This is a genomic window from Parageobacillus sp. KH3-4 (genome assembly GCF_022846435.1).
Taxonomy (GTDB): Bacteria; Bacillota; Bacilli; order Bacillales; family Anoxybacillaceae; genus Parageobacillus; species Parageobacillus thermoglucosidasius_A.
Genome location: NZ_AP025627.1, coordinates 824,581 through 843,518 on the forward strand (window position 1 = coordinate 824,581; position 18,938 = coordinate 843,518).

At 44.9% G+C, this 18,938-nt stretch carries 19 protein-coding genes; all 19 read left to right on the plus strand.

Annotation, left to right across the window (positions count from 1 at the left end; genetic code table 11):
• The first annotated feature begins 67 nt into the window (after positions 1-67).
• The 19 genes from MWM02_RS04205 (at position 68) to MWM02_RS04295 (ending at position 18,860) form a co-directional block, all read left to right on the plus strand.
• Complete coding sequence (locus MWM02_RS04205; protein ID WP_244403010.1) at positions 68-2,422, plus strand: endonuclease MutS2; 2,355 nt, start codon at positions 68-70, stop codon at positions 2,420-2,422.
• A gap of 15 nt (positions 2,423-2,437) precedes the next feature.
• Entirely contained in the window at positions 2,438-2,845 is a 408-nt protein-coding gene (locus MWM02_RS04210; RefSeq protein ID WP_003248736.1) for a DUF350 domain-containing protein, read from the plus strand.
• Positions 2,846-2,858: 13 nt separating this feature from the next.
• On the plus strand, positions 2,859-3,023 hold the full coding sequence (locus tag MWM02_RS04215) for a hypothetical protein (RefSeq protein WP_198401519.1): 165 nt from the start codon (positions 2,859-2,861) through the stop codon (positions 3,021-3,023).
• A gap of 98 nt (positions 3,024-3,121) precedes the next feature.
• A complete protein-coding gene (locus MWM02_RS04220; protein WP_064549613.1) occupies positions 3,122-4,810 on the plus strand; it encodes a long-chain-fatty-acid--CoA ligase in 1,689 nt (562 codons plus the stop codon).
• 97 nt (positions 4,811-4,907) lie between these two features.
• The gene (locus MWM02_RS04225) at positions 4,908-5,492 is read left to right on the plus strand and encodes a fatty acid metabolism transcriptional regulator FadR (RefSeq protein ID WP_003248739.1); all 585 of its coding nucleotides are present in this window, start codon (positions 4,908-4,910) and stop codon (positions 5,490-5,492) included.
• 39 nt (positions 5,493-5,531) lie between these two features.
• A complete protein-coding gene (locus tag MWM02_RS04230; RefSeq protein WP_244403011.1) occupies positions 5,532-6,305 on the plus strand; it encodes an enoyl-CoA hydratase in 774 nt (257 codons plus the stop codon).
• Between the two features lie 63 nt (positions 6,306-6,368).
• Positions 6,369-7,142 carry an electron transfer flavoprotein subunit beta/FixA family protein gene (locus MWM02_RS04235; RefSeq protein WP_244403012.1) on the plus strand — a complete coding sequence of 258 codons (774 nt, stop codon included), beginning with the start codon at positions 6,369-6,371 and terminating at the stop codon, positions 7,140-7,142.
• 28 nt (positions 7,143-7,170) lie between these two features.
• The gene (locus MWM02_RS04240; RefSeq protein WP_244403013.1) at positions 7,171-8,148 is read left to right on the plus strand and encodes an electron transfer flavoprotein subunit alpha/FixB family protein; all 978 of its coding nucleotides are present in this window, start codon (positions 7,171-7,173) and stop codon (positions 8,146-8,148) included.
• A 172-nt stretch (positions 8,149-8,320) separates the two neighbouring features.
• Entirely contained in the window at positions 8,321-8,635 is a 315-nt protein-coding gene (trxA, locus tag MWM02_RS04245; RefSeq protein ID WP_064549617.1) for a thioredoxin, read from the plus strand.
• Positions 8,636-8,962: 327 nt separating this feature from the next.
• Positions 8,963-9,730, plus strand: coding sequence for an ABC transporter ATP-binding protein (locus MWM02_RS04250; protein ID WP_064549618.1), 768 nt, complete (start codon positions 8,963-8,965; stop codon positions 9,728-9,730).
• A 17-nt stretch (positions 9,731-9,747) separates the two neighbouring features.
• On the plus strand, positions 9,748-10,761 hold the full coding sequence (locus MWM02_RS04255; protein ID WP_244403014.1) for an aliphatic sulfonate ABC transporter substrate-binding protein: 1,014 nt from the start codon (positions 9,748-9,750) through the stop codon (positions 10,759-10,761).
• Positions 10,754-11,593: an ABC transporter permease gene (locus MWM02_RS04260; RefSeq protein ID WP_244403015.1), complete on the plus strand. Its 840-nt coding sequence runs from the start codon at positions 10,754-10,756 to the stop codon at positions 11,591-11,593. The genes MWM02_RS04255 and MWM02_RS04260 overlap by 8 nt, the downstream gene beginning before the upstream one ends.
• 21 nt (positions 11,594-11,614) lie before the next feature.
• On the plus strand, positions 11,615-12,154 hold the full coding sequence (gene ssuE / locus MWM02_RS04265) for an NADPH-dependent FMN reductase (protein ID WP_064549621.1): 540 nt from the start codon (positions 11,615-11,617) through the stop codon (positions 12,152-12,154).
• Positions 12,155-12,172: 18 nt separating this feature from the next.
• A complete protein-coding gene (gene ssuD, locus MWM02_RS04270; protein ID WP_064549622.1) occupies positions 12,173-13,300 on the plus strand; it encodes an FMNH2-dependent alkanesulfonate monooxygenase in 1,128 nt (375 codons plus the stop codon).
• A gap of 140 nt (positions 13,301-13,440) precedes the next feature.
• Positions 13,441-14,628, plus strand: coding sequence for a hypothetical protein (locus tag MWM02_RS04275; RefSeq protein WP_244403016.1), 1,188 nt, complete (start codon positions 13,441-13,443; stop codon positions 14,626-14,628).
• Positions 14,629-14,767: 139 nt separating this feature from the next.
• Positions 14,768-15,709: an NAD-dependent epimerase/dehydratase family protein gene (locus MWM02_RS04280; protein ID WP_064549624.1), complete on the plus strand. Its 942-nt coding sequence runs from the start codon at positions 14,768-14,770 to the stop codon at positions 15,707-15,709.
• The gene (locus tag MWM02_RS04285) at positions 15,699-16,643 is read left to right on the plus strand and encodes a lysylphosphatidylglycerol synthase transmembrane domain-containing protein (protein WP_244403017.1); all 945 of its coding nucleotides are present in this window, start codon (positions 15,699-15,701) and stop codon (positions 16,641-16,643) included. The genes MWM02_RS04280 and MWM02_RS04285 overlap by 11 nt, the downstream gene beginning before the upstream one ends.
• Positions 16,640-18,139, plus strand: coding sequence for an alkaline phosphatase family protein (locus tag MWM02_RS04290; RefSeq protein ID WP_244403018.1), 1,500 nt, complete (start codon positions 16,640-16,642; stop codon positions 18,137-18,139). Before MWM02_RS04285 ends, MWM02_RS04290 begins: the two co-directional genes overlap by 4 nt.
• Positions 18,099-18,860 carry a glycosyltransferase family 2 protein gene (locus MWM02_RS04295; RefSeq protein ID WP_244403019.1) on the plus strand — a complete coding sequence of 254 codons (762 nt, stop codon included), beginning with the start codon at positions 18,099-18,101 and terminating at the stop codon, positions 18,858-18,860. The genes MWM02_RS04290 and MWM02_RS04295 overlap by 41 nt, the downstream gene beginning before the upstream one ends.
• Positions 18,861-18,938 lie beyond the last annotated feature (78 nt).

Sequence of the window (18,938 nt, forward strand, 5' to 3'; positions counted from 1 at the left end):
CTTTTTGTTAGATAAACTTGTTAAAAATCCAATTTGGCGACAATCTTCAAATGGAGGTTTTTCATCCGTGCATGCAAGAGTGCTTCACATACTGGAATTTGATAAAGTCAAAGAACAATTGTTAGAACATGTATCTTCGTCGTTAGGAAAAGAAAAAGTAGAAAAACTGCTTCCTTCTTCGCGGTTGGCGGAGGTTGTAAACTGGCAAGAAGAAACAGATGAAGCGGCAGCTGCGCTGCGTCTGCGCGGGCACGTTCCGCTTGGCGGCATTGTGGACATCCGCGCAAGCCTCAAGCGGGCGAAAATCGGCGGAACGCTTAGTCCGCATGAGCTTTTGGATATCGCCAGCACCATCTCTGCAAGCCGGCAGTTGAAGCAGTTTGTTGAATCGCTGCACGAAGAAAAGGAGGAGTTTCCGCACTTGGCAGGCTATGCGGAAAAACTTGTCACGCTTCCGGAAGTGCAGCAAGCGATTGAGCGCTGCATTGACGACCATGGCGAAGTGCTCGATCATGCGAGCGAACGGCTGCGTTCCATCCGCCAGCAGCTGCGAACGACGGAGGCGCGGGTGCGCGAAAAACTGGAGAGCATCATTCGTTCGCCATCAGCGCAAAAAATGTTATCTGATGCGATTATTACAATTCGCAACGACCGCTACGTCATTCCAGTAAAACAAGAGTACCGCGGCGCTTACGGCGGCATTGTCCATGACCAATCCGCTTCGGGAGCAACATTGTTTATTGAACCACAAGCAGTGGTGGAATTAAACAACCAGCTTCAAGAAGCGCGTGTCAAAGAAAAGCGGGAAATCGAGCGGATTTTGACCGAATTGACTGGCATTGTCGCCGGACATGCGGAAGCGCTTCTCGAGAATGTTGACATATTAGCGCAGCTTGATTTTATTTTCGCCAAGGCGAAATACGCCAATAAGCTGAAAGCGACAAAGCCTGCCTTGAACGATCGCGGCTATATCCGGTTATTGCAGGCGCGCCATCCGCTCATTGACCAAGAGATCGTCGTTCCGAATGACATCGAACTTGGCAAAGACTATACAACGATCGTAATTACCGGTCCGAACACCGGCGGGAAAACGGTCACATTAAAAACGATCGGATTATTAACGTTGATGGCGCAAGCCGGTTTATTTATTCCGGCGCTTGACGGTTCGGAACTGGCAGTGTTCCGTTCCGTCTATGCGGATATCGGGGATGAACAATCGATTGAACAAAGTTTAAGCACGTTTTCTTCCCATATGGTCAATATTGTCGATATTTTGCGCGACGTTGATCATGAAAGCCTCGTTTTATTCGATGAGTTGGGCGCGGGAACTGATCCGCAGGAAGGCGCGGCGCTGGCGATCGCCATTTTGGATGAAGTGCACGGCCGCGGAGCACGGACGGTAGCGACCACCCATTATCCAGAATTAAAAGCGTACGGGTACAACCGCGATGGCGTTATTAACGCGAGCGTCGAATTTGACACCGAAACGCTGCGTCCAACGTATAAGTTATTGATCGGCATCCCCGGGCGGAGCAACGCCTTTGAAATATCGAAGCGCCTTGGACTTGATGAGCGCATTATCGAACGGGCGAAATCGCATATTAGCGCAGAAAGCAACAATGTGGAAAATATGATCGCTTCACTGGAACAAAGCAAAAAGCGGGCAGAAGAAGAACAGAAAAAAGCGGAAGAAGCGCGCATGGAAGCAGAAAAGCTACGCCGCGACTGGGAGCAAAAATGGGAAGAGCTTCATGAAAAACGCGAAGAAATCATAGAAGAAGCAAAACGGAAAGCGGCCGATATCGTTCGCTCTTCCCAGCAAAAAGCAGAGCGAATTATCCACGAACTTCGCCGAATGCAGCAAGAAAAACAGGCGGAAATTAAAGAACATGAATTGATAGAAGCGAAAAAGCGCCTCCAAGAGGCGATGCCGACATTGGAGAAAAAGAAAAAAGAACGGAAAAAACAGGCGCAGCATTCATTTCAGCCTGGCGATGAGGTAAAAGTGATAAGTTTAAATCAAAAAGGATACCTTGTCGAAAAGGTTTCAGATGATGAATGGCAAGTGCAGCTTGGCATTTTAAAAATGAAAATAAAAGAGCGGGATTTAGAATATATCGGCAGCGCGCCGAAAACGGAGACAAAGCCGCTTGCCACAGTAAAAGGGAAAGACTATCACGTCGGATTGGAGCTTGACTTGCGCGGGGAACGGTACGAAGATGCGCTTGCCCGTTTGGAGAAATATATTGATGATGCGCTTTTGGCGGGATATCCACGCGTTTCGATCATTCATGGAAAAGGGACAGGAGCGCTCCGCAAAGGGGTGCAAGAATTTTTGAAAACACACCGTGCTGTGAAAAGCTTTCATTTTGGCGGAGCGAATGAAGGAGGAACAGGGGTAACGATTGTCGAATTGAAATGATGAGGGGAGAAAATGATGAGTTCGTTTTGGGAAAACGAAATCGTAAAAATCGCCGCAAATTTTAGTGTGGCTGTTTTATGCATGGTCGTGTTTTTAGCGATATTTGAGCTAGTGACAAAATACAAAAATTGGGAGGAAATCCAAAAAGGAAATGTGGCGGTGGCGATGGCGACCGGCGGAAAAATTTTCGGCATCGCCAATATTTTCCGCTATGCTCTCCGCCATCATGAATCACTGCTGGCGATGATCGGCTGGGGAATATACGGCTTTATTTTGCTGTTGGTCGCATATTTCATTTATGAATTTCTTACTCCGAAATTTAATATCGATGAGGAAATCGCCAAAGACAATCGCGCTGTCGGGCTGATTTCCATGGTTATTTCTATCGGCTTGTCGTTTGTCATTGGCGAAGGAATTCGGTAAAGGGAGTTAAAAGATGGAAGCATTAGTAAGAATGTTGCTTGTTTTGTGCGGGATCTTTCTTGTTGTTGGCATCGTATATTTAGCATGGAAAAATAAAACGATGGAAACATTGTCAAAAATATTGTTTATTCTATGCGCGTTTTTTGTCCTCATTGGCATCATTTATTTATTTTTATAGCGTCCTGCCTATAGGGCGCTTTTTTTGATGTAAAATTCAAAAAAATATAATAAAATAAAAATAAATCATCTGAAATTTTCGAATATAGGGGGGATACGATGGAGAAAACATGGCTTGCTCATTATCCGCCGGAAATCCCGCATCGCCTTGATTATCCTAATAAAACGTTGCCTGATTACTTGCGGAAGACGGCAGCGGAATTCGGCGGGCATGATGCGATTTATTTTTTGGGGAAAACGCTTACGTTTCGCGAAGTTTATGAACAGGCGCTCACATTGGCGAATTATTTGCGGCAGATCGGATTGAAAAAAGGCGATCGCGTCTCCATTATGCTGCCAAACTGCCCGCAAGCGGTTGTCAGCTATTACGGGGTGTTATTGGCGGGCGGCATTGTCGTGCAGACGAATCCGCTTTATACGGAGCACGAATTGGAGTATCAGCTGAACGACAGCGGTGCGACGGTGCTCATTACGCTTGACATGCTTTATCCGAAAGCGGCGAAAGCAAAAGCGAAGGCAAATGTAAAGCATCTAATCATTACAAGCATGAAAGACTATTTGCCGACGGTCAAAAAATGGCTGTATCCGCTCATGCAACGGAAGCAGGGGCAGCCAGCGGCTGTCAAAGTGGAAGAGCGGAGCGACCAGCATTTATTTTCCAAAATAATGTCGCGTCCGAACATAACGGAGCCAAACGTAGCGATCGACCCCGTTGAAGATATCGCGCTATTGCAGTATACTGGCGGGACGACCGGCGTGCCAAAGGCAGCCATGCTTACGCACCGAAATTTGATTGCCAACACGTTGATGTGTGCCCATTGGATGTATCGATGCGGAAAAGGAACGGAGTCGATTTTAGGAATATTACCGTTTTTTCACGTGTATGGCATGACAACGATCATGAATTTAGCGATCGTGCAAGCATATAAAATGATTCTTTTACCGCGATTCGATGCGGAAACAACATTAAAAATGATTGAAAAGCTGAGACCGACGTTGTTTCCTGGAGCGCCGACGATGTATATTGCGCTATTAAACCATCCGAATTTGTCGCAGTATGACTTGTCTTCCATCAAAGTATGCATTAGCGGATCAGCGCCGTTGCCGGTTGAAGTACAAGAAAAATTTGAAAAAGTGACTGGCGGAAAAATGATTGAAGGGTACGGATTAACAGAAGCCTCTCCTGTTACTCACAGCAATTTTGTGTGGGACGGAGAACGGGTAAAAGGAAGCATCGGCGTGCCATGGCCGGATACGGAAGCGAAAATCGTGTCCTTGGAAACGGGCGAGGAAGCAAAGGTGAACGAAATCGGCGAACTCGTTGTCCGCGGGCCGCAAGTCATGAAAGGATATTGGAATCAGCCGCATGAAACGGAGAATGTTTTGCGCGGCGGGTGGCTATATACGGGAGATATCGGTTATATGGATGAACGCGGCTATTTTTATATCGTCGACCGTAAAAAAGACATTATTATTGCAAGCGGTTACAATATTTATCCACGCGAAGTGGAGGAAGTGCTATATGAGCATCCGAAAGTGCAGGAAGCGGTAGTCGTTGGCGTTCCAGACAAATACCGCGGAGAAACGGTCAAAGCGTTTGTCGTTCTTAAACAAGGAGAACAATGTACGGAAGAGGAATTGGATCAATTTATGAGAAGCAGATTGGCGTCATATAAAGTGCCGCGCATGTATGAGTTCCGCAAAGAACTGCCAAAAACAGCGGTTGGGAAAATTTTGCGACGAGCATTGCTCGAGGAAGAAATGAAAAAGAATAACGAATCGGTTTAGGTTTTGCATGACTTTATCTTGACAAAACAAGCAAGGGGTCTTTAAAATGAAAATATGAATGATTGCTCATTCATATTTTCGCAAAGGAGAATGGATGTTGAGAAGAGATAAGCCGAAATTTAAGCAAATCATCGATGCAGCGGTAGTAGTCATTGCTGAACATGGCTATCATCAAGCACAAGTATCGAAAATCGCCAAACAGGCGGGGGTCGCAGACGGAACGATTTATCTTTATTTTAAAAATAAAGAAGACATTCTGATATCGCTGTTTCAAGAAAAAATGGGCTCCTTTATCGAGAAAATCGAACAGGAGATAGCAGGAATTTCGAGCCCTTTAGAGAAATTGTACGTATTAGTCAAGAAGCATTTTGAATCACTGGCGCAAGATCATCACTTAGCCGTCGTTACTCAATTAGAGCTGCGTCAATCGAATAAAGAATTGCGACAGCGGATTAATGAAGTGTTAAAAAGATATTTGCGCATTATTGATGAAATTGTGAAGGAAGGGATCGAAAAAGGCGAGTTTCGCCGTGATTTAGATATTCGCCTGACAAGGCAAATGATTTTTGGAGCGATTGACGAGACGGTGACGACATGGGTAATGAACGAGCAAAAGTATGATCTAGTCGCATTAGCGAAGCCGGTTTACGAATTATTAACAAAAGGTTGCGCATCTTCTTAGCAAGATTGCGTATTTGTTTAAAGGGGGAGAGGAGATTACATGGAATTTTTTCGCGTTCATAAAGAAAAGTTTGTCGCGGACGTAACGTTTTCCCGTCCTCCGGCAAATGCTCTTTCATCCGCTGTTTTGAAAGAGCTTTCATCATTGTTGGATGAGCTGGAGGAGGATGAAAATGTCCGCGTCGTGCTTCTTCATGGTGAGGGGAGATTTTTCTCGGCCGGTGCCGATATTAAAGAATTTACATCCATAAAATCTAGCGAAGAGGCCGTAAAGCTGTCAAGAGCTGGTCAGCAAGTGATGGAGCGCATCGAGCAGTTTGCAAAACCTGTGATTGCAGCAGTCCATGGCGCGGCGTTAGGCGGCGGATTGGAGCTGGCGATGAGCTGCCACATTCGCATTGTTTCCGACAACGCCAAACTCGGCCTGCCGGAACTGCAGCTTGGCATTATACCTGGCTTTGCCGGAACCCAGCGGCTTCCTCGCTACGTCGGCTTCGGCAAAGCAGCCGAGATGATGTGGACGAGCGAACCGATTGCCGGAACGGAAGCGGTGCAATGGGGCTTGGCAAACAGGGCGGTGCCGGAAGAACAACTGTTGAAGGAAGCAAAAGAACTGGCGAAAAAAATCGCGCAAAAAAGCCCGATTTCGATTCGCGCGACATTGCGGCTTTTAAACTCTTTTAAAGAAAAACCGTTCCAAGAAGCGGTGCGTGAGGAAGCTGAACTGTTTGGAAGTGTGTTTACGACAGAAGACGCGAAAGAAGGAGTGCAGGCGTTTATCGAAAAACGCCCGCCAACCTTTCGAGGCAAATAGTATTTCTAATTAACCGAATATTCAAAACCAAAACAATGTTTTGTCAAAAAAGGGGGAGCTTTCATGAACATTTTCGTTTTAATGAAACGCACTTTCGATACAGAAGAAAAAATTACGATTGCCGATGGCAAAGTAAATGAAGAAGGAGCGGAATTTATTATTAACCCGTACGATGAATACGCGATTGAAGAAGCGATTCAAGTGCGCGACAAACATGGCGGCGAAGTAGCGGTTGTGACGGTGGGCAATGAGGAAGCGGAGAAAGAATTGCGCACGGCACTGGCGATGGGATGTGACAAAGCGGTATTGATTAACATAGAAGATGAAGTAGAAGTACATGACCAATATACGACAGCGAAAATTATTGCGGAATATTTGAAAGATAAAGAACCTGATTTGATTTTAGCCGGCAACGTCGCGATTGATGGCGGTTCAGGGCAAGTCGGCCCGCGCGTAGCGGAATTGCTGGGAATCCCGTATGTGACGACAATTACGAAACTCGATATTGACGGCGATAAAGTGACGATCGTCCGCGATGTCGAAGGAGATGAAGAAGTGATCGAAACGTCGCTTCCGCTGCTTGTGACGGCGCAACAAGGGCTTAACGAGCCGCGCTATCCGTCGCTTCCAGGCATTATGAAAGCAAAAAAGAAACCGCTTGAAGAACTGGAATTGGATGACTTAGATCTTGAAGAAGAAGATGTCGAAGCGAAAACAAAAACGATCGAAGTATTCTTGCCGCCGAAACGGGAAGCTGGAAAAATTCTCGAGGGAGACATTGCCGATCAAGTGAAAGAACTTGTCCGGCTGTTACGCTCCGAAGCAAAAGTGGTGTGATTTTATCAATAAAGTAGGGGGATTGAAAATGGCACGGAAAGTACTTGCGTTGGCAGAAATTCGCGACGGATCATTAAGAAACGTTTCGTTTGAGACGATCGCGGCAGCAAAAACGATCGCTCAAGGAGGGGAGGTCGTATCCGTCCTTGTCGGGGAAAGCGTTCAATCATATGCAAATGAGTTATTTTTCCATGGCGCAGATCGCGTTGTTGCCGTTGAACATACTAATTTAAAGCATTACACATCCGACGGTTATTCCCAAGCGCTCATGGCGGTGATTGCCGCCGAAAGACCAGAAGGAATCGTATTTGGACACACCGCTTTAGGAAAAGACCTATCGCCGAAATTAGCGATTAAATTAAACTCCGGCCTTGTTTCTGATGTGGTGTCTGTGGAAGAAACCGGCGGCAACCTTATCTTTACGCGCCCAATTTACTCTGGGAAAGCATTTGAAAAGAAAATCGTTACAGACGGCATGATCTTTGTGACGGTGCGTCCGAACAACATTCAGCCGCTAGAGCGCGATGAAGCGCGTTCTGGAGAAGTAAAAGCGATTTCTGTCGACATTAAAGATTTGCGTACTATCGTAAAAGAAGTCGTTCGCAAAACGACGGAAGGAGTTGACTTATCTGAAGCAAAAGTGATCGTTGCCGGTGGCCGCGGCGTAAAAAGCGCGGAAGGTTTTAAGCCGCTGCGAGAGCTTGCCAAAGTGTTGGGAGGGGCGGTCGGTGCCTCGCGCGGCGCGTGCGACGCAGGATATTGTGATTACTCGCTGCAGATCGGGCAAACGGGCAAGGTCGTTACTCCGGATCTTTATATCGCTTGCGGCATTTCCGGGGCGATTCAACATTTAGCCGGTATGTCGAATTCAAAAGTGATTGTCGCGATTAACAAAGACCCAGAGGCAAACATTTTCAAAGTGGCTGATTACGGTATTGTCGGCGACTTATTTGAAGTCGTTCCGTTATTAACGGAAGAATTTAAAAAGTTAAAAGTGCACTCGTAGTTATTGCAAAAACGAGGAAAGCGAATCCGCTTTCCTCGTTTTCTGCTGTCTAGCGAAGGCATAATTATTGTTAAAAAGTGAATATTAGAAACGAAGCAAAACATTCGCACTAAACTCCATTTGCATGATATACTTTGCTTACAACATAAAAGTAAAATAGGAGGAATACAGAATGGCGATTGTAAATGCGACAGATCAAACATTTGCGGCAGAAACGAAAGAAGGCTTAACATTGGTTGATTTCTGGGCGCCTTGGTGCGGACCTTGCCGCATGGTCGCGCCGGTTCTTGAAGAAGTGGACAAAGAAATGGGCGATAAAGTGAAAATCGTAAAAGTGAACGTCGATGAAAACCAAGAAACAGCCTCAAAATTCGGCGTAATGAGCATCCCAACGCTGCTTGTCTTCAAAAACGGAGAGCTTGTTGACAAAACGATAGGCTACCAGCCGAAAGAAGCACTTATTCAATTGCTGGAAAAACATGTATAATTCATTGTTCTTCAAGGAGATTCAGGCAATGTGTGCCTGAATCTCCTTTTTTTATGATGACAACATATAAAAAATGATTGACTAAATTTAGAAAATTGTTTATATTTATAATCAATAAATCCTATATGTTAACTATGAATTAAACCGCTGCGTTCACAACTTTTTGTTTTTTATGACTATAATCCAAGTTTATCTATATGAATAATATAATTTTTAAAGAACAACTAAGACAATTTTTCTTCAGTCAGATTGGATGAAAGAGAAGGCGGTTCTATGAAGATAGTCATTACAGCATTTTTCTTCTAACATTGCGGAGGAGGGAACGAAGTGAGTATACAAATTGATGTGAAAAATAAAACTTTTTTTCAAGGGAAACAAGCAGTTCATGCACTCCAAGATGTTCACTTAGAAATCAAAAATGGTGAATTTATCACCATTATTGGCCCAAGCGGATGCGGAAAAAGCACATTGTTAAAAATTGTAGCAGGGTTGGATACCGATTATAACGGTACAGTAAAAATAAATGGTGTCCCAATTCAAGGTCCAGGACTCGAACAAGGCTTTATTTTCCAAGAACATCGTTTATTCCCGTGGTTAACGGTGGAAGAAAACATTGCAGCAAACCAATCGTTGAAAGATGCAAATGTCCGGAAAAAAGTGGATGAGTTAATAGAACTTGTCCGGTTAAAAGGCTTCGAAAAAGCCTACCCGAAAGAATTATCAGGAGGAATGGCACAGCGCGTGGCAATTGCGAGAGCATTGCTGCGGGAGCCAAAAATATTATTACTTGATGAACCGTTTAGTGCACTTGATGCCTTTACAAGAAAGCATTTGCAAGATGTTTTATTGGAAATATGGCAAAATAAACAAATTACGATGATTCTTGTTACTCATGACTTAGATGAAGCAGTTTATCTAGGAACGAAAGTAGTGGTGATGAAAGCAAAGCCAGGACAAATTCGCACAATCGCTTCCGTTCCGTTGCCATTTCCAAGGCAGCGCGCTCATTCATCTTTCCAAGAAATGAGGCAACGCATATTGCGCGAATTTGAAACAGTGGAAGATTCTCCGTTGCTGGAGGGACTAGGAATTTAAGAGAGGAGGGGCCTCTTATGAGGAAACATATATTGGTTCTGTTGATAAGTCTGTTTATCGCATTGATGTCTGGCTGCGGTCAGAAAGCAACGACGGAAGGAAAAGAAAAAAACGTAACGATTCGCATCGGCATTCAGCAAAGTCTCGGGCCGCTTTTACTGGCAAAAGAAAAAGGATGGTTTGAAAAAGAATTTAAAAAAGAAGGGGTCAACGTCAAATGGATTGAGTTTCAAAGCGGGCCTCCCCATTTTGAAGCGATGGCATCCAACAATCTTGATTTCGGCGCTGTTGGAAACTCTCCGGTCATTTCTGCCCAAGCCGCCAACATTGAATTTAAAGAGATCAGTAAAGCAGCAGACGGGGCAAAAGGAGACGCTATCATTGTACCGCAAGGAAGTAAAATCCAAAGCCTGAAGGATTTAAAAGGAAAAAAGATTGCTGTTGCCAAAGGAAGCAGTGGATTTAATTTCTTATATCAAGCCCTTGAACATGCTGGCTTGAAAGCGTCAGATGTTGAAATGATTCAATTGCAGCCAGATGAAGCGCAAGCAGCGTTTGATACAAGCAAAGTGGATGCTTGGGCGATTTGGGAGCCGTTTATTTCTTATGAGGTGCTCAAAAAGAAAGCGCGTATCGTAGCGGATGGAGAGGATCTTCAAGCATATTCGCCATCGTTTATCGTGGCACGGACGGGATTTATCAAAGAGCATCCTGATTTAACGGTTCAATTTTTAAAAATTTATGAGAAAGCGCGGCGTTGGCAAAACGATCATTTTGATGAAGCGGCAGAAATTTATGCGAAAGCGAAAAAAATAGATAAAGACGTCGTAGTGCGAGCGTTGCGCAACAACCCATCATTAAACGAGCCAATTGCCGATGATGTTATTCGAGCACAGCAAAAAACTGCCGATTTCCAATATGAGCAAAATATCATTAAAACAAAAATTGATACAAGCAAAGTAGTCGATAATCAATATATTAAAAAAGCGTTGCAAGAATTAGAAGAAGAAGGTGAGAGCAAATATGAATAAAACAACTATTACTGCAAGGCAGCCGCTTCTGCGAAAAGAGTGGGGGAGAAAGATTCCGGCTTTCGGCCAAATTCGCAAGCGGATGATACAAGCGGCATTGCCCATCTTCATTTTATTCATATGGCAACTTGTCGGGATGACAGGGACAGTTTCCAAAACGGTTTTACCAACGCCAATAGATATTGTGCAAGCAGCTTATCAATTAACCATCTCCGGGGAATTATTTACCCACTTGAAAGCTAGTATTTTTCGGGCAGCGGCAGGATTTTTGCTTGGAGCAGGCATTGGGCTTCTTGCAGGCATTGCCGTAGGCTTTTCCTCCAAAACGGAAGATGTCATCGATCCTACAGTACAAATGCTGCGAACGATTCCACATTTGGCAGTGGCGCCGCTTTTTATCTTATGGTTTGGGTTTGGGGAAACATCGAAAATTTTATTGATCGCTAAAGGTGCATTTTTCCCTGTATATGTAAATACATTTATTGGCATACGTGGAGTCGATGCGAAGCTGTTTGATGTTGCACGCATTCTCCATTTTAGCAGATGGAAGAAAATTACGTTGCTCATTATCCCGTCTGCGCTTCCTGCCATTTTATCTGGAATTCGCCTTTCTCTCGGAGCGGCTTGGCTCGGCCTTGTTGTTGCAGAGTTGATGGGTTCTACAGAAGGAATTGGATATATGATGATGGATGCAAGACAGTTTAGCAATACGGATATTGTTTTTGTCGGCATTATTCTTTTTGCGGTGGTAGGAAAACTTACAGATTCATTGGTCCGTGTATTAGAGAAGCGGTTGCTTCGCTGGCAAGATACGTATAAAGGAACGATGTAAAAGAAAAAAGGGGAGAGATCGATGACGACAATCGCTTTAATCTCGGGAAGTCCGTCGAAACAATCCAAAACAGTGGAGATCGCTAACCGATTGCAAAAAGAGCTGCTTAATAGGGGGCATCACGTTCATTTAATCCATGTGTGCGATTTGCCAGCAGAAGATTTGCTGCATGCAAAATTCGATAGTGAAGCGATCGCGCAAACCCACGAATGGATTCGTGAAGCGGATGCGGTCATGGTGTTAAGCCCTGTCTATAAAGGAAGCTATACAGGTATTTTAAAAGCGTTTCTCGACTTGTTACCGGAAAAGGCATTTTTAGGTAAGATTGTTGCTCCAATCGTCACAGGCGGGACAATCGCACATTTGTTATCGATTGAATACGCGCTAAAACCTATTTTTTCCATTATGGGAGCGAAAGAAATTTTACACGGAGTGTTTATTTTGGATAAAACGATTCAACGGGATGAAACAGGAAAGATATTTTTTCAATCCGACATTGAAGAAAGGATAAAGGAAGTGTTGCAATCTATTTCAAACATCAAAGTCCACATGAATAAATAATAGAAAGGAGAAAATGAAATGGAATTATTATGGTTTATCCCTTCCCATGGCGATGGGCGGTATCTTGGAACGACCAAAGGAGGACGCGCTCCGGAATACAGCTATTTCCGGCAAATCGCCCAAGCGGCTGACCGGCTTGGCTATAAAGGGGTATTGATTCCGACAGGAAAATCGTGCGAAGATCCGTGGCTGCTTGCGTCAGCATTAGCGGCAGAAACCGAACAATTGCGTTTTCTCGTTGCCGTGCGACCGGGGTTAATGTCTCCTACGCTAGCAGCACGCATGGCTTCCACATTGGACCGCATTTCGGAAGGCCGGTTGCTTATCAATGTCGTAGCTGGCGGCGATCCTGTTGAGCTTGCGGGCGATGGGCTATTTTTAAGCCATGACGAACGTTATGAAGCGACGGATGAATTTTTAACCGTTTGGAAACGGCTGTTAAGCGGCGAAGAAGTCACTTTAAAAGGGAAACATATCCATGTGAATGAGGCAAAGCTTCTGTTTCCGCCAACTCAAAAACCGTATCCGCCGATTTATTTTGGCGGGTCGTCACCGGCAGGCCAACTTGTGGCAGCAAAACATGCGGATGTTTACTTAACATGGGGGGAACCGCCAGCGCAGGCGGAAGAAAAAATTTCCCGGGTGAGAAAATTGGCTGAACAGCAAGGACGTGCGATTGAATTCGGCATTCGACTTCATATCATTGTGCGCGAAACAGAAAAGGAAGCGTGGAATGCTGCGGAACAGCTCATTCGTTATGTCGATGAAAAAACCATTCAGGAAGCACAACGAGTTTTTGCTCGGTATGATTCTGTTGGGCAGCAGCGGATGAGGCAGTTGCATAATGGAAGCAGAGAATCTCTTGAAATTAGTCCAAATTTATGGGCGGGAGTTGGTCTTGTCAGAGGTGGTGCAGGAACCGCTTTAGTCGGAGATCCAGAAACAGTAGCTGAGCGGCTATTAGAGTATCATCAATTAGGCATCCGCTACTTTATTTTATCCGGTTACCCGCATTTAGAAGAAGCATACCGGGTAGCTGAACTGCTATTCCCGCTTTTGCCGTTAAACCATAAAAAACAAACAAAACAGTTTATACAAGGGGAAGTTATCGGAAATGAATTTTTTCCTTCATTTATTAAAGTGTGATGCAAGAAAAGAGTTTGCCAATCGTTGGCAGGCTCTTTTCTTTTATAAAAATTTTATTGACGCTGATAATCATTATCTATTATAATCAATTCATGTCAATGAAAATCATTATCAAATAAAACGATATTAGGAGGTACATAATGTCAGTCAAATGGAAGCTGCTTGCTGTTTTTACAGCGTTTGCGGTAATGATGGGAGCTTGCTCGAACAGCGAGGAAACAGCAACAACTAAAACGGAGAAAAAAGAGCAAACAGCTGCTGAACAAAAAGAAGAAAAATCAGTGGAAACAGAGAAGGAAGAAATTAATTATGCTGATGTATTTAAACAGGCACTTGCAGAGTTGGAAAAAGCAAAGCAAGGGCAAAAAGTTGACTTCGATAAAGTAACAAAATTATATGAAGAAAATTTACAGACACTTGTGCAAAAGCGGGACGCCGAATTTCAAGATACGCTTGACCAACATATTACTGCTGCGCTGGCAGCAGGGAAAGATGGTTCGCTTGATCCAGTGGTCGTAAAACAGATCTTTGATAAGCTCATGCAAAAAGTATTTTATACCACAATCAAGCATGAGTTTACTGAAGTAGAGGAAAATTGGGCCAATAAGGAAGAAGTGAAGAAAGAAATCGAAGAAGCAAAACAGTTTTACGCAATTTTACAGCCGACGGTCGAGAAGCGTGACGCCGCTTACGGAACGAAGCTAGCCGATGTGATAAACGGGGCGTTCGCACAAATCGAAGATGCGGCTGCGAAAGATGATTTGCTTGCCTTCTCCCTAGGAAAACAAGTCGTAGACAAAACGCTGATGAAAACCTTTTATTTAGCGACAGGCGCGCTTCCGCACGGCTACGCTTTAAAAGCGGCAAATGCGGCAAAACAAGATGAAAAAGAAGCGAAAGTTGAACAAGCAGAAGGATGGGCATTTTATCAATCCGTATATCCATATATGAAAAAGCATGCACAAGAAGAAGCGGACTACATTTTAAAACAATTTGATTTGCAAACAGATGCAAAAACGCTTGATCCGGCAGCTATCAATAAAGCGTTCGTCCGCGGTTGGGCAAAGGTGGCGCTTCATGAATATGAAGAAAGTAAAGAAAGCTGGGGACAAGATAAATCGGTGATTACTGCATTGGAAGGAGCTTTATTTATTAATATGATGGAAAGTGACTTAAAAGCGCTGTTAGGTGATCAAGCTTATGCGTCATTAAATGATCAGGCGCAGCGCTATCTTGAGGCGGCAAAAGCGAAAAATAAAGCAGATGGAGAAAAACTTCTTACCCAATTAGAAGCAACATTAAACACTATTATTGAAAAGGCAAAATAACGATAAGGCAAAAAACCTTGTTCTTTAGCAAGGTTTTTTGCCTTATTATGAAGGAAATCAAATTTTGGCGCTGCCGCTTTTTGATTTTCTTATGATAATATGCTAATAGGAATAAATCATTAATTTTGAGGTGAATCCATTGAAAATTCTCATTACAGGGGGAGCCGGGTTTATTGGAAGCCATCTTGTTGCCAAATTGCTCTCGCTTGGGCACGATGTGACGGTCATTGACAATTTTCATCCTTATTACCCGGCGGAACGAAAGAATCGGCAATTTCGTGCGTTGACGGGAGGAAATCTTCCTGTTTATCGCATTGACTTGCTAGATGGAGAAAAAACAGAAGAATTGTTTCGCCGCTATCAGCCGGACTGTGTGTATCATTTAGCGGCGCTGCCCGGTGTTCCCAATTCGCTTCTTAAGCCGCTTGATTATGTCGATTATGATATCAAAGCGACGATTAATGTGCTAAAAGCGGCGGGGGAAGCAGGAGTCGGGCATGTGTTATTCGCATCTTCCTCGTCCGTCTACGGCAACCAGGGGAATGTACCGCTTAAAGAAGAGATGGCAACGGGAGAAGTTGTTTCGCCATATGCTGCCGCAAAATACGGAGCGGAGTCGTTTTGCTATGCGTATGCCCATCTATTCGGCTATCAGGTGACGATCTTTCGCTATTTTACTGTATACGGTCCGTGGGGTCGCCCGGATATGGCGATTAGCAAGTTTATCCGCCATCTGTTACGTGGCGAAGAGATTGTCGTGTACGGAACGAACACAGCAAGAGACTACACGTTTGTGGATGATGTCGTCAGCGGAATGGTAGCGGCGCTCGGCCGCCGCGGCGGAAACGATGTGTTTAATTTAGGATCGGGACGCCCAATCACGATGGAGCGATTGCTGCAAGAACTGAAAAAACATTTTCCAACGATGAAAGTGAGATATGCTCCGGAGCGAAAGGGAGATGTGAAAGCGACATGGGCGGACATCGCGAAAGCGCAGCGGGAGTTCGGATACAGACCAAGCGTAACGTTCGAGGACGGGCTTGCGCGGACGATCGCGTGGGCAAGGACGTATGAAACGTAAGCACGCAACGATAGCGGTGAGGCTGGCCGGAGCCGGACTTGTCCTTGTTTTTCTATGGCTGACATACCGCTATTTCGATGGAGAAGAGCTTCTTAGGCAGCTCCACCTGCTTCTTCAAAGACCGGACACGCTCGTGTGGATGTTGCTCATATATGGCGCTTCCTTCTGGCTGCGGGCGCTGGCGTGGAAGTTATACGTGGGAAAACCAATTTCTTTAGTTGTATACAGCAAAGGCATATTTTTCAGTTTGTTCATTAATCATCTCACTCCGTTCAAAGTAGGTGATATTGCCCGTGTTGCCGTTTTGGCCAAACAAAAAGATGTGTCCGTTGATGAAGCAGTTCACTCGGTGGCGGTGATGCGGCTTTTGGACATGCTTGTTTTATGTCTTTTGTCGGCGTGGGGAATGTATGCATATGTCCATCGCTTTCCAGCAATCAGTGCAACGGTTATTGGTGTTGTAGGAATAGTCGGTGTAGCGGCAATTGTTATTTTGTTGTCACGCAAATCGGATGCGGAATGGATCCGTAAACACCATCGCATGATAAAAAGCGCGTTAAGAGGAAAACGCGGCGTCTATGTGGCGGGCATAACCGCGCTTAGCTGGTTGTGTGAGGCGGTTGTTATCTATGAGATGGCGCATATGCTCGGGCTGCCCTTATCCTTTTGGGAATCCGTATGGGTCAACAGCATCACCGTATCCGGTCAAGTGTTTCAAATCGCTCCAGGCGGATTGGGAACGTATGAAGCGGTAATGGCATTTGCGATTACGAGAATTACACCGGACTGGAACAGCGCGTATATGGCGGCGATGATGACCCATGCGTTCAAATTTGTTTTTTCTTATTTAGTTGGCATTGCCGTACTGTTTATGTCTCCAAGAGATATTTCGTTCGTCGGAGCGGCTTGGAAAAAAGGAAGGGAGAAACGATGAAAGAAGCTTCAACATTTGAAAAAGTAGCGGCGCGTTGCTGGAATTTGCTGAACGAAGGAAAACCGTTTACGCCGATTTTCGTTATCGGGACGATGGCGATCTACCATCTTGCCAATTTCGGCACCATCGAGCATATGAAGCACTGGTTCTTCGGTTTTCTAGCGGCGCTTCCGCTATTCGTCATTTATTATGTGTACGATTATCCGTTATTTTTACGAAATTATTTATGGATCCCATACGTTGCGTTTTTAATCATTTGGCAGTTTGCCGACCTTAAGCTGCTAAGTTTGGCGCTGGGGCTATATTTTTTCTTTACCGTCTTTTTTTGGGGGACGCTTTACTATCATTTGCGCATCGGCACGTCATGGTGGAATTTTACCCGTTTTTGGAAGTTAGTGCTGAAAAATAGCGATTCGACAAGCGGAAACGCGCAAGAACAGCTGCCGAAATTTTTGCTGCTTTTGTCGATTTGGCAATATGTGTACGTACAGCTCGAAGGGGGAGCAGGCGATCTTTCGTTTGCCAACTTTGCGCTCTATTACGCAGGTGTCTTTTTGTTTTCTTTTATCTTGCATAGCCAGTTATTTGATTGGAAGCCGAAAATCATTCCGACATATACAAATAATGTTGACGTTCCAAAAGAGCCAATCAATGAAAAAGTCATTGTGATTGTCATCGACGGCATGCGGAAAGATCGGTTTGAGCAAGCTAATGCGCCATTTTTAAAACGGCTGCGACAGCATGGGACTGAGTTTACACAAATGGAGACGGTCTATCCGGCGCGTACCGTCGTTTGTTTTACCTCGATGTTCACCGGAACATATCCGTTTGAACACGGCATCCGCTCCAATATGGTATGGAAGCTTGGCATTAAAGTAGAAAGCATTTTTGACTCACTAAGAAAAGTTGGAAAAACAGGGCGGCTGCTTGGCATTGCCCATCTTGTCGATTCGTTTGGAGATGATGTCGAAACGGTAACAGCGGTCATGCATAATGACGTAGCTGACCGTAACATTATCGAGCGCGCAAAACGCATTATGGAAGAGCAAGATCCCGATTTGCTCATCGTTCAATTAATTGCCACGGACCAAACGGGACACAGCCGCGGTGTATTATATGATGAGTATATTCAAAAAATCGAGGAGGCGGACGCGCTTATCAAGGAGTACGTCGAGTGGCTTAAACAGAAAGGAAAATTAAAAAATGCCACGTTAATTGTTTGCGCCGATCACGGACAAGCGGACGGCATTGGCGGACACGGGCATTTGGATGAAGGAGAGCGATTTGTACCGTTTTTCTTGTATGGACCGGCGATTGAGCGAGGCAAGCGGGTCGATGAAAAGAAAAGTTTGGTGTCCGTGGCGCCGACGATCGCTTATTTGCTGGGTGCGCCGTATCCAAGCCATAGCCGCGGTCCTGTACTAACGGAAGCGATTCGAAAGAGGGAAGCAGAGGATGAAAAAACAAAAAGTGATCGTCTTTTTACCAGCGTATAACGAAGAACAATCGATTGGCGAGGTCATTCGCAGAATTCCGCGTTCTTTCCATCCTTGTGTGGATGTAAAAGTATTAGTTATTGATGACGGTTCGATCGATCACACAGTAGCAGCCGCGAGAGAAGCAGGCGCTGATTACATTTATCAAATGCCGGAAAACCGCGGGCTTGGTGCCGCTGTACGCCAAGGACTGCGGGAATGTCTCCGCCTCGGTGCGGATATCGGCGTGATGATTGATGCGGACAACGAATATCCAGCAGAACAAATCCCGGAATTACTCGCTCCGATTTTTGCGGGAGAAGCGGACTATACGATGGGCTCGCGCTTTCTTGGCACGATCCGCGGGATGAAATGGCATCGCCGCCTTGGCAATTACCTCTTTACATTTCTGCAATCGCTTCTTCTTCGCCAGTGGATTTACGACGGACAATCGGGGATGCGGGCTTTTTCGCGGCAAGCGATGGAACATGCGGAGATCATTCATGATTATAATTACGCACAGGTGCTTACGTTAAATTTAGTCCGCAAAGGGTTTCGCGTAAAAGAAGTGCCGATTCGCTATCAAGTGCGGACAACGGGACAGTCATTTATTAAATTTCGCGCGTATGTCACGGCCGTTCTTCCAGCAATTTGGAAGGAGATGCGGCGGCCGGTGAAAAAAGTAGTGATTGATGAAGACGCCCATCGTCTCCCGAACATAGCGGAAAAACAATGTTCGTAGCCCCTTTCCTTTTTGCGAACAGGAAAGGGAATTTTTTCATTAATATATTGACATAGAAGATGATAATCATTATCATTG